The following is a 23,620-nucleotide window of genomic DNA, read 5'->3' on the forward strand; positions in this document are numbered from 1 at the left end:
TCATTCAAGCAATTCTCAGCACGCTCCGAAAAGTCTCATACATGAAACATTTCCCGCATCAACGCGGAGGAGCGGTATGAGTTTTGACGATAAAGTTCTAGAAATCCCACAGACACTTCCAATGCTACCTGTGAGAGACATCGTTGTTTTCCCCTACATGATCATTCCATTATTTGTAGGTCGTGATTCCTCGATCCGTTCTGTTGAAGAAGCTTTGGCAAAGAATCGCCTTATCTTCCTAGCTTCACAAAAAGATATCTCTGAAGAGAATCCTACTCCAGATTCAATCTACACAGTTGGTACGATTGCGATGATCATGAGAATGCGCAAGCTTTCTGATGGCCGCGTAAAAATCTTGATCCAAGGTGTGGCTAAGGGTCGTGTTAAAAATTACTCCAAGACTTCTCCTTCTTTTGAAGTTGCTGTTGAGAAGATCGAAGAAATCCCAAATCAAAAATCAGTTGTTGAAAACGAAGCTTTGATCAGAACTGCGAAAGAGCACATTGAACGTATTATTGCTCTAGGTCGCCCTCTTTCACCGGACATTTTGTTGGTGTTGGATGATGTCACTGATCCAGGTCGTATCGCTGACTTGATCGCTTCCAACCTTGGTATCAAAGTTCAAGATGCTCAAAAAGTTCTTGAGACTCATGACTCCACGGAAAGACTAAAAATCGTAACAGAGATTCTGGCTGCAGAACTTGAAGTTATGCAAACTCAAGCCAAGAATCGTCCGAATGCCAAAGACGATGCCAACAAAAATCAGCGTGAGTATTTCTTGCGTGAACAAATGAAGGCTATCAAAAACGAACTTGGCGAGCAGGACTCTAAATCTGAAGAGATGGACGAGCTTCGTGATAAATTGACGAATGCTGGTATGCCTCCTCATGTTGAACAAGAAGCTATGAAACAATTGGGTCGTTTGGAGCGTATGCATCCAGATGCATCTGAAGCAACAATGGTTCGTACATACCTTGATTGGATGGCGGATCTTCCTTGGAGCAAAAAATCTGAAGATCATATCGATCTTAAACGCTCTAAAGAAATTCTTGATGAAGATCACTACGAGCTTGAAAAAGCTAAAGACCGCGTAATGGAATTCCTGGCGGTTCGCAAATTGAAACCAAACCTTAAAGGACCAATCTTGTGCTTTGGTGGTCCTCCAGGTGTAGGTAAAACGTCTTTGGGTAAATCTATCGCTCGCGCGATGGGCCGTGAATACTTCCGTATCGCTTTGGGCGGCGTGAAGGACGAAGCGGAAATCCGTGGTCACCGCCGTACTTATGTAGGCGCGATGCCAGGTAAAATTATCCAGGCTCTTCGCCAGGCGAAAACAAACAATCCAGTTATCGTACTCGATGAGGTTGATAAATTGGGTTCTGATTTCCGCGGCGACCCTTCAGCAGCAATGCTTGAGGTTTTGGATCCAGAACAAAATGCAACTTTCCGTGATAACTATTTGAATGTGGATTTCGACCTTTCAAACGTGTTGTTCATCGCTACTGCAAACGTGTTGGAGAACATCCCACCAGCATTGCGTGACCGTATGGAAATCTTGAACATCCCTGGTTACACAGAGAACGATAAACTTTTGATCACGAAAAAACATTTGATCAGAAGACAAATCGAAGCAAACGGTATCACTCCAGAGAACATCAGCTTCACTGATGAAGGTATCAAATACCTTATCGCTGGCTACACTCGCGAAGCAGGTCTACGTAACCTTGAGCGCGAAGTAGGTTCAGTTTGCCGTAAAGTTGCTAAGATGGTGGTAATGGAAGAGGCGAAATTCGTAGAAGTAAACGCTACGACTGTACCAGAACTTCTGGGCCCTCCACGCTTCCAACGCGACGACAAAATCGCTGATTCCCAAGTTGGTGTTGTGCAAGGTCTTGCATGGACACAAGCTGGTGGTGAAGTGTTGACTGTTGAAGCATTGAAAATGAAAGGTAAAGGACACCTTTCTTTGACGGGCCAACTTGGCGACGTCATGAAAGAGTCTGCTCACGCAGCGATGTCTTATGCTCGTGCTCACATGGAAGAACTGAACATTCCGGAAGACTTCTTTGAAAAGTACGATATCCATATCCATTTGCCAGCGGGCGCTATCCCTAAAGATGGTCCTTCTGCAGGTATCACTCTTACAACTGCGCTTGTAAGTTTGATGACAGGTACTCCGGTTCGCCATGACCTGGCGATGACTGGTGAAGTGACGCTACAAGGTCGCGTACTTCCTGTCGGTGGTATCAGAGAGAAGTGTCTTGCAGCTTTGAATCTTGGTATTACAAATATCATCATTCCAATGGCTTGTAAGAAAGACTTGGCTGATATTCCAAAAGTGTTCAGAGACAATATTAACTTCATCTTCGCCGAAAATCTTGATGAAGTGTTCGCAGTAGCTTTCGATAGAGACGCTGCGACACAAACTAAGAAAACTGGCGTTAAGAAAGAAGCTAAGAAAACAAAATCTCTAGCGGCATAGTCGCTAGAGTACATCGCCCCTCCCAAGATGAGATGTAAAAAAAGGACTGAGCAATCAGTCCTTTTTTATTTAAACTTAGCCAGACTGCCAACTTGCCTTAGTTGCAAATGCTCTGATTGCAAGATAGCATTTTTAAATGATCTCAACTTCGGGCAACCGCATGAAATTCGTATCTTTATTCCTGGCAGCTATTATCTCATTTTCATTTCATAGTGCAGACGCCAAGAAGAAGAAAAAACAAACTCAATATCTGACCGGAGTAGTTGAAAAATGCCATGATGGGGATACTTGTCGGGTAAAGGTAAGTGGCAAGATCGCCAAGGTGCGATTTGCCGGAATCGATTGCCCGGAAATCTCTCAAAAACACGGTAAGCAAGCCCGCAATTTCACAGAGTCCGTGATCAAGGGCAAAGAAGTAAATCTTGAATGCGATGGAAAGTCGTTTGATCGCATCACCTGCACAGTTTTTGTAGACGATAAGAATGTGAACTTGATGATCGTGCAAAACGGTTGGGCCTATGATTCAACGAAGTATTCCAAGGGTCGCTATCTGGCATCAGTCGATGAGGCCAGGGGCCGTCGACTGGGTATCTGGAGAGATGCAGATCTTACGAGCCCCTATTGCTATCGTCATAAGACGAATAAGAAATGTTCCCTTGATCGAAGCTATATGCCTTAGACTCCTCAAATATTTCGACTATCTCCCCTTTTTGATCGAATATCACAATTTGCGCATCCAGTTCAGCAACACAAGCCTGAATGGTTTCTTTGGGAGCATACAAGCCCACTTTGGTTAGAACATTTGCGTCAGCGCACCGATCGGCGATAGCGGAAACTGTATGATGATCTCCGACCCGATGGCGCAACGGATGTAAATAGAGTGTCGAGGATTCGTGATCATAAAGGTTTCCACGGTCTTCTGTTGTTGAGACTGCATTTTTGAAAAGACCCAGCTCTTTTTCGACATTCGAGCTGCTCATGCGCACATGAATAGATTTTTTAGGGCAATTGAAGAAGCGAATTCCTTCGGCCAGATGGACCATACCAATCAATTTTGGATTCTTAGCCGTTAAAAGTCCCACGGCCTGATCCACCATATATCCGCGGATTAAACTTCGAAGATCCAAGTTTCTGGATTCCTCCCGAAACGGTTCAAAGTAACCATCAGACATCACGCTGGCATCAAGTGCTAACTCCAAAACTTCGGCAACGGGCTTCGCCATTTCAAACGAATCGTCACCCTCCACCATAAGAACCCGGCAAATTTCACTATTGCTGTCATCTAGGTTAACTAACACCTCGATCTCAGATAGGTTTTGCAAAACAGAAGTCAGAAGACTGTCGTGATCCCCTGGAGAAAAGACATTGATTTGAATGAAATCGCCCAACATGGGCCTTCCAGCCTGAGCTGTAACTTCGAGTGAGTTTTCCATATCGATAACGATAAAAGAAAAAGCCCCAGTTGGAATCTCCTACCGGGGCTTTTTGCAAGATAACATCTGATTTTAAGACTTTACTGTTTAAAGCCCTTCAGGCGGTCGTTTTCAGATTCAAGAACGCGAACCAGGGTTTTTAAATCCGTGACTTCATCCTTCAATTGGAAGATCTGCTCTTCCTTTTCCTGAAGGATCTGCGTGTAAGCCTTCTTAAGTTCGTTAAGAAGTTTATTCGCAGCAGTTAGGATCGGCTCATCCTTATTTACTTTAACCGCTTTTTCAGCAAGGTCCTGAGCCTTCATTTCATCCTTTGAAGAAGCCATTTCCGTTCCTTCTTTCATCATTCCTTGATGAGCACCCACCAAAGCAAGGTTTTCGCTTTCTTGGGAGGGGCGATGTACTCTTTGATGGGTACCCATCGGTTCATCCATGATGAAGTACTTGCCGTCTTCAAATCGGAATCGAATGTCGTCGGCTTTGATTCTTCGGCGGAGAGTACTCACACTAATTCTATACTTAGTGGAGTAGTCCATTAGCGGTAGCCAAGAACCAGTCATCTCAACGTTCATTCGATCCCCTTTACTCACCCTGAGCGAACTCAAAGTGCAAGTAGCTAGCTTTTCGGAAATGGTGGTCGCCTACTCAGCTTGCGTATTCAACCCTATCACAGGACTTCAGTCTGTCAAAGATAGTGTGACTACTTAGTCAAATTCAACAAAAAACAGGACCTTGATCTGGCTATTCAGCGACTAGTCACGGTTCTAGGCTGGACCAACGTCTGACCAACCTTGCTCTCTATCACGTGTGATCACATACTTATGCTTAGTTATGCGGATAAAAGATAAAAAGAAGATAGCATTGGTCCTAAGTGGAGGCGGCATTAAAGCAGCAGCTTTCCACATTGGCGTATGCTTGGCTTTGCAGGAAAAGGGTTTCAAGTTTGCTGGTGGCACCAAAGAGATGGTGCGTCAGAATTTCGATCCCGATGATCCAATGACCATCCGCTGTTATGTTGGCTCAAGTGCAGGCGCCTTTGTTGCTTCCATTTTGGGTGCTGGCTACCCAATTGAATCCCTGATCAATGCCTTTCAAGTCGGTTCTGGTACGACGCCAACCTTTGATAAGAATGACCTTCGTTATCTAAAACCGATTTCTTACCGCAATATTTTTAATCTGAACTCCAGTGGCTTGCTGAAGTTCATACCACGAACACTGCTGGATAAAACCCTGGTTAAGGGTGGTGTAGAATCCCTGATCAAAAATGGTTTGAAACTAAATGGTCTGTTTTCAACCAGTGGTATCGAAGGGTATCTCCGCAAAGAGGTTTTATTAGATAATGACTTTGCCCGCTTGGGTGTTGATCTATTTGTGATCGGTACTCAGTTAAATCACACTCGCAAAGCAATTTTCGGCAATTTTCCTGAGTCCTACAAAACCCCGAATCACATGTACATAAATTATGCTCCCATCAGCACTGCGGTGGCGGCATCTACTTCACTGCCTCCGGTTTATGCACCGTATGGAATTAAACGTCCCGAAGACGGAAAAGAAATCTTTTTTTACGATGGCGAGATCAGAGACACTTTATCCACACACGTGGCCGCCGATCATGGCGCAGATCTGGTGATTTCATCTTATTCGACCCAGCCCTATCACTATACTGAAGAAATGGGTTCGCTTCATAAGTACGGGATTCCACTGATTTTAAATCAAGCTCTGTACCAGGTGATTCAACAAAAGATTGCCAAACATATTCAGAACCAGAACGACATCAAGACGATCTACAATACCGTGGAAGGCTATCTAAAGCAGATAAAACTGCCTGAAGACCAACGAGAAAAGCTACTGGGTATTATTCGTGAGCGGGTTCATCACCGCCCTGAAGTCGACTATATTTATATTTCACCGCGACCTCAGAACTACGAGATGTTCTTCGTCGACCATTTCAGTCTGAACCCAGAAATCCTTGCGCGCATCGTGCGCATCGGCTTCAAATCCGGAATCAACGTCCTCCGCCAACACGACTTCTAGGTACGGACACACTTTCTCCATCCTAAAAACCATTGCTAGAAACAACAAAGCCCCGGTTTAACCGAGGCTTTGTTGTTTCTCCAAATATGGATGGAGAAAGTGTGTCCGTACCTTTTACAGGAGGCTGTTTTCTACGGCTGCGAATAGTGGGCCGGAAACGAAACCTAGGAAGATGATTGCTAGTGCTGTGACTACAACCATTACTGTTGTTGCGTTCAAGGAGTGTTCAGCAATATCAGCATTGCCGTCTTTCATGTACATAACAACGATTGGGCGCAGGTAGTAGTAAACTGAAATTACGGAGTTAATCATACCCCAAACTGCCAACCACAAAAGACCTTCACCGATAGCTGCGTTAAACAGGTAGAACTTACCGAAGAAACCCAGTGCCGGTGGAATACCCGCCAAAGACAACAGGAATACCGTCATACAAAGCGCCAACATCGGTCTTTGTTTCGCGAAACCTGCTAGATCATCAACATTCACGATATGGTTTTCTGATTTCTCAATCATGCTTGCGACTGCAAACGCACCCAAAGTCATCAAACCGTATGAAAGAATATAGAAGATCACGCCAGCTGCACCGAAAGCTGCGTCATCACTGACACCCGCAGTGATAACACCCACCAGGATATAACCAGAGTGAGCCACTGAAGAGTAAGCGATCATACGTTTAAAGTTGTTTTGCAAGATAGCTGCCGTATTACCCACGATCATCGTGATAACCGCCAACCACTGAAGCATATCAAACAAGTGATCAGAACCCACCAAAGTGCGAGTCGCAATTACGCGTAGGAATGCTGCAAAGGAAACTGCCTTAACCGCAGTAGCCATGAAAGCCGTGTGCGGAGTCGGAGCACCTTGGTAAACATCCGGAGTCCAAGCATGGAAAGGAGCGATAGAAACCTTGAAGCAGAAGCCCAGGATCACAAAGCCCATACCAAACATGAACAGGCGGTTTGTCTGAACAAGCTCTGCAGCTTGATCCATGAACGCCAGGATGTTTGTGTTACCAGTTGTTCCGAAAATAAATGCCACACCGTAAAGGAACAATGCTGAAGCAAAAGAACCCAGGATGAAGTATTTAAGAGCAGCCTCTTTGGAAAGCTTTTCTTCGTGGCTCATCGCGATCATCAAGTACAGAGACAATGACATCATCTCAAGACCGATGAACACCATCAGAAGATCCACCGCAGAAACCAGGATCAACATCCCCACTGCAGAAGACATCGCCAGGAAGATCAGTTCAGAAAACTGCTTACCCGTCGTCGCTGGATTTTCGTACATCATAACCATCGAAGCCGAAGCCGCGAACAAGGCAATGATACCCATCCATTGAGTGACGCCGTCAAAGATCAAACCGTTATTGAAAGCTGTCTTACCTGCACCACCAAAAACGATCATCAAACCAACAGCAATCACAACACCCATCAACGCCTGACAAAGAGTGATGATTGGATTTTGCTCGCGATTACCACGAAGCACTTTTGCTGTGATCGGCACAAGGCTTGCCAAAAACAAAGCAAGCATTGGAGAAACAAGAAGAATGTCGCTAAGACCAATATTCATATTCATTATTTATCTCCTTGTGCTGCTGCTGTAGATTGCTCAGTCGCTGCAGTCGCACCAGGTTGATTGATTGTCAGGTTGTAGGTGTTTTTGTTGTTCACCAAGTGATCAATGCTGGCTTTAGAGTAATGAAGGAAATTGTTCGGGAACAATCCCATCCAGAAAACCATAATTACCAACGGAATCATCACTGCGATTTCACGGGCATTCAGATCATGAAGCGGATGGTGGTCGTCTTTAACCAACTCACCTTGCTCGCCGAAGAACACACGTTTAAACATCCACAACATGTAAACCGCACCAAGAACCACACCCGTTACTGCAAAGTATGCAAATACCGGTGCCGCTTGGAACGTACCCATCAGAATGAAGAACTCGCCCACGAAACCATTCGTCATCGGAACGGCAATGGAAGACAGAGTGATAATAAAGAAGAAGATCGTGAACAGCGGAAGTACGCCCGCCAAGCCGCCGTATTTGCTGATTTCACGAGAGTGCGTGCGCTCATAGATCATACCAATCAGGATGAACAGAGCTCCTGTTGAGATACCGTGATTCAACATTTGATACAAACTTCCTGTCATACCGTATGCATTAAATGCAAACAGACCCAGAAGGATGTAACCCATGTGAGATACGGAAGAGTACGCTACAAGTTTTTTCACGTCCGGCTGAACCATGGCTACCAGTGCTCCGTAGATGATACCTACAGTACCGATCAACATGAACAACCAAGCCCAGTATTCAGACGCTTCCGGGAACAATGGGATCACCCAGCGCATGAAACCATAAGTACCCATCTTAAGCATAACACCGGCCAGAATTACGGAGCCTGGAGTTGGTGCTTCAACGTGGGCATCAGGCAACCAAGTATGAACCGGGAATGCCGGAACCTTGATTGCAAAAGCCAAAGCGAATGCAAAGAATAGAAGAGTTTGCAGGCTGAAGAATGTTCCACCTACGAAAGGAATTTGCAGTTTGTAAAACTCAAGCAAGCTTGCGCTCATCTGACCTGTAGTTTCCTGAGTCAGGTACATCATGTAGATCATCGCAACCAGCATCAGTACAGAACCCGCCATCGTATAGATGAAGAACTTAACTGTTGCATAGATTCTGCGAGACCCACCCCAGATACCCACCATGAAGTACATCGGGATAAGTGAAAGTTCCCAGAATACATAGAAGAAGATCGCATCCATTGCCAGGAACGTTCCCAGCATCGCTGTTTGCAGAATAAACATACAAACGTGGAAGCCTTTTACTCGTTCAGTGATGGATGTCCAGCTTGCCAGGATAATGATCGGCGTAAGGAACGTCGTCAAAAGAATCAACCACAACGAGATCCCATCGATACCCATGAAGTAGCTGATACCGAAGCGTTCAATCCACATATAGCGTTCAACCATTTGCAGGTTGGATGTAGTGGTGTCGAACTGCTGAAGCATCACCAGAGACAATACAAACTCGATCACCGCAAAACCCAGCGCCAATGGACGAATAGTCTTAGCGTTAGGCCAAACCGCGATGATCAAAGCAAACAAAAGAGGTAGAAAAACAATAGTACTCAGGATCATATCTTACCCCATGATCACGTATGAAAGGACAACAACGACACCGATACCGATGTACATTGCGTATTGCTGCATATTTCCGGTTTGAAGAGAGCGGGCCAAAGAACCCATTCCTCTTACCAAATCCCCTGCCCAGTATGTGCACTTGTCGATGAAATTCACATCTACATAGTACCAAGTGTTCTTACTTAGGTTTATCAAAGGATTAATGATTCCGCCGAAGTACGCCTCGTCCACGAAATATTTGTTGTAAACCAGGTTGTAGACTGGCTTGATGCTTTCAGCGATTTTCTTAGGAGTCTCTGGAGACTTCACATAGAACTGATAAGCAACGATCGAAGAGATCAGCGCCAAGCTCACAGAAGTACCCATCAAAACCCACTCAGTTGTTACATCAAAGTGACCAAGATCAGGAATCTTCGTGATAACCGGGCTCAACCAGTGCTCCCAAACATTTGGAAGATGACCCAAATGCTCACCGATTACGTGAGGGATACCGATCCAACCACCAATCACTGACAACACCGCAAGAACGATCAATGGGATCGTCATCAATGCTGGTGATTCATGCGGATGAACATCTGATGGAACGCGGCTTTTGCCCCAGAAAGTCAAAGCCATCAATCGAGTCATATAGAACGCTGTCAAAGTCGCACCCAAAGCACCCGCTGCCCAAAGGATTGGAGAACCCATTGGTGAGAAGAATGCATAAGCCAGGATTTCATCCTTAGAGAAGAAACCTGCGAATGGTGGCATACCGATGATCGCCAACCAACCCAACAAGAATGTGATGTGAGTGATTGGAAGATACTTTTTCAAGCCACCCATTTTGCGAATATCTTGTTCTTCGTGCATTGCATGGATCACTGAACCAGAACCCAAGAACATAAGGGCTTTAAAGAATGCGTGAGTCATCAAATGGAACATTGCTGCCCCGAACGCACCCACACCGCAAGCCAGGAACATATAGCCCAGCTGGGAAACTGTAGAGTAAGCAAGAACCTTCTTGATATCCCATTGGGTCATACCAATTGTTGCCGCCAAAACTGCAGTTGCCGCACCGATGATCGCAATGACCATCATCGTGTTTGGAGCCATGATGAACAATGGATTCAAACGAACGATCATATAGACACCCGCTGTAACCATCGTCGCAGCATGGATCAGAGCAGATACTGGAGTTGGACCGGCCATCGCGTCTGGAAGCCAAACGTACAATGGAATCTGAGCTGACTTACCAGTTGCACCGATGAACAGGAACATAGTTCCCAAAGTCAAAGCGCCCATCCAGGAAGCTTCTACAGTCGTTGGCGCCAAGGCGTTTAGATCAGCGAAATTCAAAGTTCCGAAAGTCATGAACAGAACGAACATCCCCAACAAGAAAGCCGCATCACCGATACGGTTAGTGATGAATGCTTTCATACCTGCTGCAGCTTTTTCTTTATCTGTGAACCAGAAACCGATTAGCAAGTATGAGCAAAGACCCACGCCTTCCCAACCAACGAACATCACCAGCAAGCTGTCACCAAGAACCAGCAACAACATGTTAAAGATGAACAGGTTCAGGTAAGAGAAGTACTTCGCTGCTCCCTTATCGTGGTGCATGTATCCGATCGAGAACATGTGGATCAAAGTACCAACGCCCGTGATCACCAGGATCATGATCGCGCTGATTTGATCGACAACGAATCCAGCGTTGATTTTGAACTTATCAACCGCCATCCACTCAAAGAAGCTGACTGCGATTCTGCGAGATTCCGCAGACATTTGCACCAGATCAACCACCAGAAGGATCGAGCAGACGAAAGAAATTGCCACTGCCAGAGTCGCAATCACGCCTGCCACATTGGCAGAGTGCTTTTTATAACGGAAGCCATTGATCAGGAAACCAACCAAAGGACTTAGGATAACTATGGCCATTAAAACTGAATGATTCATTCGGCCTATCCTTTCAAGTGCTCGAAGAAGCGAATGTTCACTTCGTTAAAGCGTTTAAAGATCGATACTGCCAACGCCAGACCCACAGCTGCTTCCGCCGCCGCAATTGTCATTACGAAGAACACCATGATGTGACCCTCAAGATGTCCCATGTATTTGCTGAACGCGATGAATGTCAGATTCACAGAGTTCAACATCAACTCTACGGACATCAAAAGTACGATAACGTTACGACGAAGCAAAACGCCCGCCATACCCATTACGAACAAAATAGATGCCAGAACCAGATAGTGTGTAAGGCCGATATTGTTGATGAAATCAGCGTTCATGTGTTCCGCCTTTGCTGCGTGAAAGTGCTACTGCGCCCACTGCGATTACTAAAAGAAGAACGCCAAGGGCTTCAAATCCGAAGATATATTTTGTGAATAGAATCTGACCCAGAGCTTTTGTTGTTTCCATTCCAGTGCCAACCATAACCGGGTTGTCAGTGGTTTTGAAGTTCAACAAATTCACTGTCGCGTAGATCGATCCGAAGATCAGACCGGCCAACAAGCCCACTGACATGATTTTTAAAATGCCTGTAAACTTACCGCGGGTGAATGCTGAGACATCTTGTTTCAAGTCGAATAGCATGATCACCATAGTGAATAGAACCATCACGGCGCCGGCATAAACAATCAACTGAACGCCCGCAATAAAGTAAGCGTTCAAAGTCACGAACAATGCCGCCATACCCACCATTGTCATGGCCAGGCTTAGTGCGGAATAGATCGGATTTTTAAGAAGGATCACCATCAGGCCAGAGCCCAATGTTGTGATCGCTAAAAACCAAAATAGAAAAGCGTCTGCTGTCACTTTTAGCTCCTTACAAAGATGCTACGTAAATCACGAATGCCGTGATGATCGTGTTAACCAATGCCCATGGAAGCATTGTTTTCCAGCCAAGATCCATCAACTGATCGTAGCGGAAACGAGGTAGCGTCCAACGAACCCAAATAAATAACCACAAGAAACCAAAGAACTTCACGTTAAAGACAAGGAAGTGAACCAACGCAACCAAAGCTGAAGCCCAGTTAGCATTTGAAGTCATAGTCATTGCCCACTCACGAACTTGTTCAACTGTTACCCAAGGGATGCCGTAACCGCCGAAGAAGAAAATCGCCATCAAACCAGAAGCGATCATCATGTGGCCATACTCACCGATGAAGAACATGTTGAACTTGAAGCCACCGTATTCCGTATGGAAACCAGCAACCAGTTCAGACTCACCCTCTGCCAAGTCGAAAGGCAGGCGATTTGATTCCGCGAAAGTAGCCGTGAAGAAAATCAAAGCACCCAATGGTTGATAGAAAATACCCCAATTTGGAAGCCATGAAGAAGAGATCGTGTAGCCCATGAACTGGAAGTGCAGGTGACCTTGTTGAGCCAAAGTCATATCGCCCAAATGGAAAGTACCGTACATCATGATGATACCAACGATTGAAAGGCCCAAAGCCAATTCATAAGAAATCGTTTGTGCCGACGCACGAAGTGCACCCATCAAAGAGTACTTATTGCCTGAACCCCAACCCGCCATCAACATCGTGTATGCCGCCAGGGATGAAACACCCAGGATGAATACGATACCAACGCCGATGTCATAACCTTGAACCAGGAAAGTGTATGGTCCCCAGGTTTGACCGAACAATTCAAATGTCCCAACAGAAATTGGAGTCGACATTGGGATTGCCGAGAATGCCACCGCACCTGGAATCAACGCGAAGACCGGAGCTGCATAGTACAACAACGGTTTTGCTGTTGAAGGAACGAAAGCTTCTTTCGTCAAAAACTTCACGGCATCGGCCAACAATTGCATCAATCCCAACGGACCCACGCGGTTTGGACCAAGACGGTTTTGAATGAAAGCCGAACCACGACGCTCAACCCATACAAGGATCGGCACGAGTTGAACCATCATCAAAAAGATAACAACAAGCTTAAGCCCGTTGACGATTATTTCGAATGAATCTTTACCCATTCCCATTGATTAATCCCATTCCAATGCTTTTGATTTTACTTCCCAGAACAAACCGAAAATGAACACAGCCAAGAAGAAGGCCATAGATCCAAATACGAAACCACCCTGCCCCGTTGCGATGAAGTCACGGAAAGAAGTCGCCCATGGGTACATGAAAATGATCTCGATATCGAAAAGAATGAACAAGATTGCTGTGAGATAAAACTTCACAGAAACTTTCGTATCTTTTTTATCTAGCGAAGGGAGACCACACTCGTAGGGCTCGTACTTAACAGGATGATAATGAACTTTTCCGCCTGTCTTGATCGAAAGCCAGACAAGAAAACTGCCAAAAAGCGCGATAAAAATGACGATGAAAATGATTCCACCGAGTGCCACAGACCCTCCAAAGATGTCGTTATTATTTGGATTTCAATTAGTTATATATGTGCTGCAACTGAAATCCAAGAAATATGAATGGAAACAAGGCGATAACCATGGCAACATAACCCCACAAAATGAAAGCCGAAATGACTCACACAAGGCTCGAAACAATCTTGGATCGTGCCTTCGAAACAACTCGTGGAAAAATTCAAGTGACCGGAGCCTCCTCTCCGCTCGCTCTTGCTTTCTTTTTGTCTCAAACTTACTCTAAAAAAATCAACGGCTTGCCGCACCTAGTTGTTGTTGGCAGTCACGCAGAAGCATTGAAGTTACAGCAGCTCTTGTTGTTCTTTGACCCACTTCGTCAGAGTACTATTCTCCCAGCATTCGATGTTTCCGCTTATTCGGGTCTTTACCCGAACACGAGAATTGCTGCCGATCGCGTTCGTTTTCTTGCAAAGGCACAGGCAGCAAAGCCCAGCGAAATCTTCATTGCACCCCCTGACGCGCTGATACAAAAGACGATGCCGGTGAAAATCCTGAAGGAATCCTCGCGAACTTTGTCGGTTGGCGACGAGCTGCCAGAAGACATCGCTGAGTATTTGAATTCCCTGGGTTATGTCGCGGCTCCGATGGTTGAAGACAAAGGGCAGTATGCTTTGCGCGGAGGTATCGTAGATATTTTTGCGCCCACCGAAGAAATGCCGGTTCGTTTGGATCTTTTTGGCGATCAAATCGAAACTCTTCGTTATTTCAACATCGACGATCAAAGAAGTGCTGCTGAAATTAATTATTTCACGCTGACTCCGGCCCGCGAAATTTTATTCCGCGACGAAACTCACGAACGCCTGTTGCAGCGGGTTCGCGCAATGATCGATGATCGCCCAACGGAAAAGTCCGAAGTCGAAGAGCTTCTACGCTCTTTGGTTTTAAAGAACTCATTTCCCGGAATTGAATTTTTACTTCCCTATTTTTATGGAGAGCCCGCAAGTCCTGCAGCTCACTTTGTAAATCCAGTGAATGTTTGGTTTTTGGATCCGGTAGAAATCTCCAGAAACGCTGACGAGTTCATGGCAGAGCTTAAAGCCGACTATGTGACCAGCGAAAGTCACGTGATTCGTCCTGAACTAGATCTGCTGTATCAAAACTTTGAGACTATTACGTACCCTGAAAACAGTCGTCAGATTTATTTCTCGACACTTGAGTATCTGGATGAAGACAACGCCGCCGAGGCGCATGTCGAGTATCGCACATCAATGACTCAGGATTTTTCGAATCTATCAAATACGAACCCGGTGGGCTCGGAATTGTGGCTGCAAGCTGCGACCAACAAGCTTCACAAGTGGCGTGATGATGGTTATAGAATTTTTGTCAGCACCAAAAATCAATCCCACATTGATCGCCTGTCCTTGATTTTTGAAAAGTTAGAATTGAAGGCCGTTCGTTGCCCCACCGATGAGTATCGCTGGGACAGCTGGTTGCAAGAGCAAGACAACGATAAGCATGTCATTCATATAGTGAGTCGTTACCTGTCCGACAGCCTTCGTCTGGATGAAGAGCGCGTGATCTTTTTGCGTGATGAAGATTTCTACGGCAAGAAGATGCGCAGCCGCGAGTCCACTGCCGCGCAAGATTTCCAAAAGCAGGCCAAGCGCTTGGCCTTTGGGGATCTGAAGCCCGGAGATCTTGTGGTCCACGTAAAACATGGCGTTGGAATCTACGACGGTCTAAAAATTATGAATATCGGTGGTGTTGAATCCGAATTCATTCAGGTGGGTTTTAAAGACAAAGACAAGTTGTACCTGCCAGTTTATCGCGTGGGCCAGTTGCAGAAATTTTCCGGTGCTGGTGCGACAACTATTCTGGATAAATTGGGCGGAACGGCTTGGGAGAAAACCAAAGCCAAAGTTAAATCCCACGTTCGCGATATTGCCGCCGATCTTTTGGCTTTGTATGCAAAGCGCGCCGAAATGCACCGACCACCATTTGATTTCCGCGAAAACGAAATTCAACTTTTCGAAAATGGTTTCCCGTACGAGGAAACTAATGATCAGCTTCGCGCCATTGGCGACATCTTGTCTGATCTTAAGTCCACGAAACCAATGGACCGCTTGGTTTGCGGCGATGTGGGCTTTGGTAAAACCGAAGTTGCCATGCGTGCGGCATTCTTTGCCGTTCAAGCACGCCGTCAAGTTGCCATCTTAGCACCGACAACCGTTTTAACATTTCAGCACTTTGAAACTTTTAAAAAGCGTTTCGAGGGCTGGCCGGTTGATATTCGCGTCTTAAATCGTTTCGTGACTCCTGCTGAAAGCAAGAAAACGATTCAGGATATGAAAGACGGAAAAGTCGATATCATCGTCGGGACTCACAAACTTTTAGGAAGTGCTGTGGGCTTCAAAGACCTGGGTCTTTTGATTATCGATGAAGAGCAAAAGTTTGGCGTAACCCACAAAGAGAAAATCAAAAAGATTAAGACGAGTGTTGATACGTTAACACTGTCTGCAACTCCAATTCCGCGAACGCTGAACATGGCGCTGGTTGGTATTCGAGATTTAAGTTTGATCAACACGGCGCCAGTTGATCGCCTGCCGACTCGTACGTTTGTAACGAAGTTTGATCAAGAAACAGTTCGTAAAGCCATTACTGCCGAGATTTCGCGTGGTGGTCAGGTTTACTTTATTCATAATCGCATCGAATCTATTTATGGCCTGGCCGATGAAATCCGCAGCATCGTGCCGGAAGCGCGCATCAAGGTTGCCCATGGACAAATGGAAGAGCACGAGCTTGAAAAAGCGATGCTCTCTTTCTTCCATCATGAAATAGATGTTTTGATTTGTACAGCTATCGTTGAATCCGGTATGGATGTACCGCGAGCGAATACGATGTTCATTGATTCAGCCCATATGTTTGGTTTGTCTCAGCTATACCAACTGCGCGGTCGCGTGGGTCGCTCGAAAACCCGCGCTTATTGCTATCTGATGATGCCAAGAAATCGCAAGCTCGATAAAGAACAGCAAGAACGACTAAAGATCATTCAGGAAAACACCGCCCTGGGTAGCGGAATCAAGATTGCCCAATACGATCTTGAACTACGCGGTTCAGGAAACATTCTGGGTGATGAACAATCTGGTCATGTAAACTCTGTCGGCTATGAACTTTACATGGATCTTTTGAACGAAGCCTTGGCTGAAGCGAAGGGCGAAGCCGTTGATGATATGGATTTGGATCCGGAAATCAACCTTAAGATCCCTGCCCTTATTCCTGATGCCTACATCAAGGATATCCGCATCCGTCTTGGTTACTATAAGGCCTTGGCGGAAATTACATCCACCGATGATCTGGATCGCATCGAAGAAGAACTGCGCGATCAATTCGGTCCAATTCCTGATCAAACTGTTAATCTTATGGGTCTGATGTTGATTCGTCGCCAGTGTAAAGAACTGGGTGTTCGGGATATCAGCGCTGGAGTAACTTCTATTTCAGTCGTGTTCACAGAGAAAACTAAAATGGATCCAACCAGAGTTATTCAACTGGCCATGAAGGAATCAAAAAAGTATTCCATCACACCTGACAACCGTCTGAATATTAAAATGGCCAACATCTCGTGGTCTTCGGTTCACGAGGAAATGGATAAACTTCTTAGGATGATTTAGAATTCCAGGCGCAGTCCTGCGCCCCAAATGGGATCGGATTCCATATTGGCGTCTTCGTCGCCACCAGAAGCCAGATACTGAGTCATGAACACATCAAGGAAAGTATTCTCCAAGCCAAAATCGAAAGTCGCCTGTTTGGCATTGTCGTAGTCCAACCAATCAAGCTGAACCAATAACCCCAATGTATATGCGTATCCCATTGGTACTGTTTCACTGATAGAGCCGGTCGGTGAACTATCATTAAGGCTCATCTGATATGCCGACATTCCAAAGTACGGAACCACGTAGGGCTCGTTCATCAGATTATCCATTGAGTATTTGATGGTCGCCATGTACTTGGTAATTTCCAGCTTACGATTTTCGCCACTAAAGCTGTCTTCGATGCTTCCCATACCATATGAGGCCCCCAGGGCCAGCGAACCAAGTTCGAAGTTGAATTTATAATCCATCATCACACTAACGATCGGTAGGGAGGCTCCATTAAAAAGTTCCTGATATGTTTTCCCATCGTTGATGGAAACAAAGCTTACGGGAACATAGTCCTCATAATCCACACCAAAGTAAATTCCATGGGTTTCGCGACGAGCTTTGTAGGAAGCCAAAGTGTCCTGGGCGATTTCCTTTTCCACCAAGGCATTCGGGCTGTAAACCTCGACATATCCCTCTTCTTCAGGGTTTTCATCAATGCTTGCAAAGGTCGTTACAGAAAACAGAATGAGCACCAGTGACACCAGTGCTTTAATTTGAACTATAGGACTAAGGTGCAATTTCATGCTGTAACTCAAATCTTGTCTATTCCCGTTCAAGGCGAATGATATTCTAAGACCTATGAACAAGTATATCAGGGAAATTTGCAGAATTTTGAGCATTACTCTTATGTTTTTTGCAATTCCCGTCCTTGTGCTAGCTCAAACGAGCGCACTTGATAAAGTCATCGACACAAAAATATCCGGCATGTCTTTGAATGAAAAGGTGGGGCAACTTTTTATCGTTGGTTTTCCCTACACTAAATCCAATAAAGAACTAGAACGATTTATCCAAGACTATAAGCCGGGTTCCTTTTTACTCTTTAAACGAAATATTCAATCATTGGAGCAGGTTAAGAAGCTCAATGAAGAACTTTATAAGCTGTCTTACAAGTCTTCCAAACTTCCTCCACTCATCGCCATTGACCAGGAAGGTGGCGCAGTTTCAAGACTGCCAATTCAACCAAGTCCGCCAAATGCATTGGCAATCGGTCAAACTCAATCCAAAGAGCTCTCTGAAGAAATGGGATATCAAACCGGATTATTCCTGCGCGAAGTGGGTTTCAACATGAACCTTGCGCCCGTATTGGACGTGGCTGATCCGTATTCGACGAGCTTTATCGGAGTGCGCTCTTTTGGTTCTGACCCGACACTGGTTAAAGAAATTGGCACGGCCTACGCAAAAGGTTTGCTGCGCTCCAAGGTTATTCCAACGGCAAAACACTTCCCTGGCACCGGCGATATCAAAGCCGATCCACACAATGTCGTTGTTAACAATGCAAGCAGCGAAAGCACGATGAAAGCCAAGGACCTGGTCCCGTTTGAGGGTTACTCATCACTCGGTGTGAATGTCGCCGTTATGTTGTCGCATTCAATTTATCCCGCACTTGATCCCAATCGCGAGCCTGCGAGTTTTTCCTCAAAGATATCCACAGAACTTTTGCGCAACGGTTTAAAATATAAGGGTCTTGTGATTACTGATGACCTTTTGATGAAGGGCTCAAAGGATGTTCTGCGCCCGGATCAGGCAGCTCTAAAGGCTTTGATTGCCGGCGCTGATATTGTGATGATGACGTGGTCTGTGATGGATCAGGAGCGCGCAATTAAAACAGTTCGCAGTGCGATCGAAGACGGAAGACTTTCGATTGATTTGGTTAATCAAAAACTTCACCGCATTCTGGTGACCAAGGCCTTTGCCAATGTATACCGCCGCGATCCAAACCTTCCATCGCTGATGGCCAGTGGGACCCTTAGTTCACAGGACTATGTGAACCTGGAAGAAAAAGTTTTGGACGAGAATATCCGTACAAACTTAAATACCAAGAATCCAGCCGAAACCCGCGCAAGCTCCAGGGTGCCTGCGACAACCGCAGAGAAAGTTTGTGCTTTCTCTCCGTCCGTGGATTTTCTAAATAGCTTTAAAGGCGCGTCGACAGAGCCTGTTTATACCAAGCAACTGTTTGGCTCATCCAAAGCCAGAGACATTTTAGGTCCGTTCAAAACCATGCAGTGTGGAGTAATTCTGGTTGCAGTAACAGGCCCTAAAACAGCTCGCTTGTTGCGAGCTTTACCTGAAGATATCAAAAAGAATTCGGTAATTATAAACTTGGGCTCTCCGGGCCTAGTGCCCAAAGAACACCCTTATAGAAAGCTGGTTCAGCTTTACTTCAATCACAAGGATTCTGGAAAAAAAGTTGCAGAACATTTTCCGGAAATTCTTAGCTCTGATTCAGAGAGCTTTGCCTGGATGAATTAAAGATATTCGACACTCACGTCACCGCATTGAGTTTCGATTTTTCCAAGCTCCATCAACAGAACACTCATTCGATCATAAGTATCTATTGTCAAACCCTTCCAAAGATGAACCTTTGGGACCCGCTGAGCGCTGCAATCTGGATTTAGTAGTCCCTTACGCACACTTAAGCGGTAAGGACTTTCCTGATCACAATCCACCGGACGATAAGAAATGTCAGAGTTCAGAATTTTAGTAAGCTCTTTAGAGCGCAAGTAAGTCCCACCTGCTCTCATGATATGGCGATCAATTTTGTCAGCAATATCTGCCGCCGTCAGAGGAATTTCAACTTCCACAACATCCGCAACTGTGGTTTCTTCTTCCTGAATCTCGTACATCCTGTTCCACCACAAACTTAAAGCCATTAAGCTTCGCATGGATTTGAATACCGCGGGATTTAGTTCATTTCGTTCGCAGAAGATCTGTAAGCCCTCTTGAACTAAGGCTGCATCAATAGGTTCGTAGAAAACATTGTCATGAAATTTTTCGGCAACCACACAGTCCCTAAGATTTCTTAGGGAATCAAAAACCAAGCTGCTGGTGAATGGACCAATACGGAATTCTGCACTTTGTTCAAACTCCATATCCGTAAAATCCGAATTAAAGAATACCAGATTGCGATGGGTTGCCTTCAAGCTGATGTTATAGCGCGGATCCCACTTTTTGATTTCGTCGGTTTCCAGAAGGGCTGCTTCCAGAGGACTGCCACAAGTGGTAATTCGCAAGTCATACACCTGAGTCAACATTTCAAGCTTTCGCGCATCCCGATTCTTCTGGCCGCGGAAGTAACTATTCACACGATCCTTAAGGGACGTCGCCTTACCGACATAAAGTATCTCATCCCACTTGCTGATCATGCGATAAATTCCCGGTTGATCCGGTAGGGTTAGACGTTTTTCTTTTGGCAAAGGATATTCGTACTTGGTTCGGCTGACCTTTGGAGTGGCCTGCAACCACTCTTGGAGCTGCTCCCAGGTTTCCACGCCCTGCTTGGCTAGCTCAGGCAGCAAGCCCTGCCAGATCGCTCTGGTGGCTTCCGTCTGTTGCGCTGCCCTTTTTAGATCCTGAGAGGGATAACCAAAATAGCCCGCTAATCCCTTAATCCCCCGAGTTGGCAGATTTGGAAAAAGTCTTTTTGCTATTTCGTGTGTGCAAATAACATCAAATGGAAATGCCTTGTCCAATTTTGAATAGTGATCCAAAAAGAAAGGTTTCTCGAACTGGGCGAAGTGAATGATGCAACGATGTTCAAAGTATTTTTCTTCAAGCTTCGCAAAGACGTCCTCGGCCGGATTTGCGGCATCCATGTCGTCATTAAAAATGCCGGTGATCATTTGAATTCGATAAGGAATTTTTTGCTCATCTGGAAGTTGAATCAGACTTGCTTCGGTCGACCCACAAGATGATGTCCATGCCATTTCAAGAATTGCAGCGCCACTTTCCGGTTTTGAACCCGTGGTCTGCAAATCAAAAAAGAAAACTGGCATTTCACTTAACTTCACGCTTCAACTTCACTCACTGTGTTTGGTTCAAGACTGCTCCAGAACTCGGTCAGATCGGAAATAATTCTTCCAGATACCAATTCCTGGGGACCCTGCTCGAACCAGCCCTGGGGCATGGTTTCAGCGTAAGTTGTCTCTAAGAATCTGGAATCCATCAAGACTATAATTCCTTTGTCATTCTCAGAGCGTATTACTCGCCCTGCAGACTGAATTGTTTTCGCCATGGCTGGATATACATATGTGTAATTGAAGGCCTGTCCTTTATCATAGGACCGCTCATAATACTGACGAATCTGTTCGCGCTCGAAATCAAAATTTGGAAGTGCGGGTCCAATAACAAAAGCGCCAATCAACATATCCCCAGGGAAATCCACACCTTCAGAGAATATTCCACCCTGAACCGCCAGCAGAAGAGTCGGTTTATCCGCACTCTTCATAAAGGAAAGAAAGTCCTCTACGCGGTCCGCTTTCATTTCTCGTTGCTGAACCAGCCTTTGATAAGAACTGTCTTTTAGATACCCTTCGACGTCTTTCATAAATTCAAAACTTGGAAACAACGCTATGTAGTTTCCCGGTTTCACAACCATGATTCTTTCCATGGCTTGCGCAATTTTCGGAGCATTCAGCGGGCGGTCTTTATATTTGGTGGAAATCTGCGGGATTAGCAGAATCTTTCGGTGTTCCTTCGGAAATGGCGAAACAAATTCCAGGCACTTGGTAGATTGCTCGTCAAATCCCAGAAGTTTCATCGAATACGCAAAAGGCTTCAATGTTGCAGAGAACGCCACAACATTCTTAAACGATTTATAGATTTCATTAAGATGTGCAGAGGCATCGCAACACGTGACCTTCAGGGTCTCATTGGTTTCACCATAAATTCGATTTTTCTGATAAGTCTGAAAGAACTCCGGGCCTTGCAATTCAAGAGCTTGCGCGAATTCAGTCCAGGTGTTTACCAAGCGCAGAACTCCGTCTTGCGTTTGGACCTCAACATCGGCCTCTAAGTACTCGGAAAGGAATTCCCGAAGTCTTGATTCAAGCTCAAACACCGGATCAAAATTAATCTGAATGGTGCGGGACTCGCCACGATAAGATTCAATGATCTCTATCGCCTCTTCACACAGCATCTGTGCCCGCTTTTGAAAGCCCAGGGCAATCTTGGAAAAGGACGGAATGATATTTTGCAGATCACGCGTGGAAATCGAAGGCGAGAAATAATCCTGGGCTCTGGCTGGAAGATTGTGGGCCTCATCAATTACCAAGTTGGCTTTCTGAGTGGGCTCCATTAAAGGCAGCTCCAAACGTCCCAATAGGCTTCTGGTGGAGAAAACATAGTTGTAGTCAGCTATGACCACATCCGCCCGCTCAATCGCCTCTATGGAAAGCTCAAAAGGACAAACCTGATACTGCTCGCCCAGTTCCTGAAGTTTCTTTTGGCTTAACGAGCGAAGCTTTGAAACTTTATTCACCAGATCGTTTTCAGCGACCTTCTTGTAATAGTCTTTTGCAAATTCACAGTACTGCGGATTACATAATGGCTCAGCTTTAAAGCACATCTTACTTTTAGCTGTTATTGTAAGGGGCCTGATCGATGCTCCCTCATCTTGAAGCCTTTCGACAGCTTCTTCAGCCACTTGGTGCTGGGAATTCTTGGGTGTGACATAGATCACCTTTTGTCCACGCGCCAATGAATCCTTCAATGACGGATAAAGAACTCCAATGGTTTTACCTAATCCCGTGGGCGCCTGAATGACCATCGATTTTTCTTCAACAAATCCAACCTGAATATTTTCGATGAGCTCAACTTGGCCAGGACGTGGTGAGGTGAATGGAAACTTTAATCCTTCCGACGACTCCACACGCTTCTTAAAAAGTTTTTCGCGTATCTTGGTTTCTTCAACCAGTTCCGCCAAGCGCAGAGCCAACCACGATTCGTATTCCTCGATATCCAGGTCAAAATAGATTTCAGACTGCTTAAAGTTTCGCGACGAAACAAGTAGCATCTTGAGGTCAGGAATTTCGCCGGTTTGCTTATATAGAATATAACCATAGGTGCGCAGCTGCCAGACATAGGGGTGATTATCGTCGACAGTGAGCTTGTGTTCCAGGCCATCAACATCAAATGCCGATTTTATTTCTTCAACCTGAAAGCTTGAACCCTCAACCACGCCATCGGCACGACCAGAGATCACAAAAATATACTGATCGCGTTCGAACTCGATGGAGAGCTTCTTTTCAGCTTCATACCCCGGAATATCTTTGATGCGTTTTCGCTGGATACTTTGGTGAATCTCCTGCCCCAAGCGTGGCGTTTGGCCATAACCAGAATGCGCCTCGATGCTGCCAACGCGTGGGCATGGCAAAGCGAACTGTCGCAGATCTATTTGAATTTTACGTATGTTCTTTTTTGCCATCGGTACACCCATTCTAATCCAACCAGGGACGGTATGCTGCAGGTTTTTTAAAATGCCGTGCAGAATGTGAGCCGCTTCTTATGCCAAATGGAGCAGAAACAAA

At 45.5% G+C, this 23,620-nt stretch carries 17 protein-coding genes; 5 read left to right on the forward strand and 12 right to left on the reverse strand.

Annotated elements, in window-relative coordinates; all coding sequences use genetic code 11:
- Positions 1-76 precede the first annotated feature (76 nt).
- Both lon and ACLVWU_RS18470 read left to right on the forward strand, forming a co-directional pair.
- Entirely contained in the window at positions 77-2,482 is a 2,406-nt protein-coding gene (lon, locus tag ACLVWU_RS18465) for an endopeptidase La (protein WP_413576367.1), read from the forward strand.
- Between the two features lie 136 nt (positions 2,483-2,618).
- Positions 2,619-3,161 carry a thermonuclease family protein gene (locus ACLVWU_RS18470; RefSeq protein WP_413576368.1) on the forward strand — a complete coding sequence of 181 codons (543 nt, stop codon included), beginning with the start codon at positions 2,619-2,621 and terminating at the stop codon, positions 3,159-3,161.
- On the opposite strand, the gene ACLVWU_RS18475 is transcribed toward ACLVWU_RS18470, so the two are convergent.
- Positions 3,091-3,873 (reverse strand): hypothetical protein, encoded by a 783-nt coding sequence (locus tag ACLVWU_RS18475; RefSeq protein ID WP_413576369.1) that lies wholly within the window; start codon positions 3,871-3,873, stop codon positions 3,091-3,093. The two genes, ACLVWU_RS18470 and ACLVWU_RS18475, sit on opposite strands and share 71 nt — an antisense overlap.
- A gap of 122 nt (positions 3,874-3,995) precedes the next feature.
- A complete protein-coding gene (locus ACLVWU_RS18480) occupies positions 3,996-4,487 on the reverse strand; it encodes a hypothetical protein (RefSeq protein WP_413576370.1) in 492 nt (163 codons plus the stop codon).
- Between the two features lie 289 nt (positions 4,488-4,776).
- On the opposite strand from ACLVWU_RS18480, the gene ACLVWU_RS18485 reads away from it, so the two are divergent.
- Positions 4,777-5,949 (forward strand): patatin-like phospholipase family protein, encoded by a 1,173-nt coding sequence (locus ACLVWU_RS18485; RefSeq protein ID WP_413576371.1) that lies wholly within the window; start codon positions 4,777-4,779, stop codon positions 5,947-5,949.
- A 114-nt stretch (positions 5,950-6,063) separates the two neighbouring features.
- Here the strand turns inward: ACLVWU_RS18485 and ACLVWU_RS18490 are convergent, their stop codons facing one another.
- From ACLVWU_RS18490 to ACLVWU_RS18520, 7 genes are read right to left on the reverse strand one after another with little or no spacing between them, the layout of a single operon-like run.
- Complete coding sequence (locus ACLVWU_RS18490; RefSeq protein WP_413576372.1) at positions 6,064-7,524, reverse strand: NADH-quinone oxidoreductase subunit N; 1,461 nt, start codon at positions 7,522-7,524, stop codon at positions 6,064-6,066.
- Positions 7,524-9,092: a complex I subunit 4 family protein gene (locus ACLVWU_RS18495; protein WP_413576373.1), complete on the reverse strand. Its 1,569-nt coding sequence runs from the start codon at positions 9,090-9,092 to the stop codon at positions 7,524-7,526. Before ACLVWU_RS18495 ends, ACLVWU_RS18490 begins: the two co-directional genes overlap by 1 nt.
- Before the next feature lie 3 nt (positions 9,093-9,095).
- Positions 9,096-11,027, reverse strand: a complete 1,932-nt coding sequence (gene nuoL / locus ACLVWU_RS18500; RefSeq protein WP_413576374.1) for an NADH-quinone oxidoreductase subunit L — start codon at positions 11,025-11,027, stop codon at positions 9,096-9,098.
- A gap of 5 nt (positions 11,028-11,032) precedes the next feature.
- A complete protein-coding gene (gene nuoK / locus ACLVWU_RS18505) occupies positions 11,033-11,356 on the reverse strand; it encodes an NADH-quinone oxidoreductase subunit NuoK (RefSeq protein WP_413576375.1) in 324 nt (107 codons plus the stop codon).
- Positions 11,346-11,882: an NADH-quinone oxidoreductase subunit J gene (locus ACLVWU_RS18510; RefSeq protein WP_413576376.1), complete on the reverse strand. Its 537-nt coding sequence runs from the start codon at positions 11,880-11,882 to the stop codon at positions 11,346-11,348. Before ACLVWU_RS18510 ends, nuoK begins: the two co-directional genes overlap by 11 nt.
- A 10-nt stretch (positions 11,883-11,892) precedes the next feature.
- A complete protein-coding gene (locus ACLVWU_RS18515; protein WP_413576377.1) occupies positions 11,893-13,050 on the reverse strand; it encodes a complex I subunit 1/NuoH family protein in 1,158 nt (385 codons plus the stop codon).
- 3 nt (positions 13,051-13,053) lie between these two features.
- Positions 13,054-13,422: an NADH-quinone oxidoreductase subunit A gene (locus tag ACLVWU_RS18520; protein ID WP_413576378.1), complete on the reverse strand. Its 369-nt coding sequence runs from the start codon at positions 13,420-13,422 to the stop codon at positions 13,054-13,056.
- A gap of 131 nt (positions 13,423-13,553) precedes the next feature.
- On the opposite strand from ACLVWU_RS18520, the gene mfd reads away from it, so the two are divergent.
- A complete protein-coding gene (gene mfd / locus ACLVWU_RS18525) occupies positions 13,554-17,063 on the forward strand; it encodes a transcription-repair coupling factor (RefSeq protein ID WP_413576379.1) in 3,510 nt (1,169 codons plus the stop codon).
- On the opposite strand, the gene ACLVWU_RS18530 is transcribed toward mfd, so the two are convergent.
- Positions 17,060-17,836 carry a hypothetical protein gene (locus ACLVWU_RS18530; RefSeq protein ID WP_413576380.1) on the reverse strand — a complete coding sequence of 259 codons (777 nt, stop codon included), beginning with the start codon at positions 17,834-17,836 and terminating at the stop codon, positions 17,060-17,062. The genes mfd and ACLVWU_RS18530 overlap by 4 nt on opposite strands.
- A gap of 103 nt (positions 17,837-17,939) precedes the next feature.
- Between ACLVWU_RS18530 and ACLVWU_RS18535 the strand changes: the two genes are divergently transcribed.
- Positions 17,940-19,565 carry a glycoside hydrolase family 3 protein gene (locus ACLVWU_RS18535; RefSeq protein ID WP_413576381.1) on the forward strand — a complete coding sequence of 542 codons (1,626 nt, stop codon included), beginning with the start codon at positions 17,940-17,942 and terminating at the stop codon, positions 19,563-19,565.
- Here ACLVWU_RS18535 and ACLVWU_RS18540 read toward each other — a convergent pair.
- Positions 19,562-21,103 (reverse strand): GIY-YIG nuclease family protein, encoded by a 1,542-nt coding sequence (locus tag ACLVWU_RS18540; RefSeq protein WP_413576382.1) that lies wholly within the window; start codon positions 21,101-21,103, stop codon positions 19,562-19,564. The two genes, ACLVWU_RS18535 and ACLVWU_RS18540, sit on opposite strands and share 4 nt — an antisense overlap.
- The gene (locus ACLVWU_RS18545; protein ID WP_413576383.1) at positions 21,100-23,517 is read right to left on the reverse strand and encodes an ATP-dependent DNA helicase; all 2,418 of its coding nucleotides are present in this window, start codon (positions 23,515-23,517) and stop codon (positions 21,100-21,102) included. The genes ACLVWU_RS18540 and ACLVWU_RS18545 overlap by 4 nt, the downstream gene beginning before the upstream one ends.
- Between the last annotated feature and the right edge of the window lie 103 nt (positions 23,518-23,620).

Origin of the sequence: Bdellovibrio sp. HCB290 (genome assembly GCF_047305925.1) — a bacterium.
Lineage (GTDB): Bacteria > Bdellovibrionota > Bdellovibrionia > Bdellovibrionales > Bdellovibrionaceae > Bdellovibrio.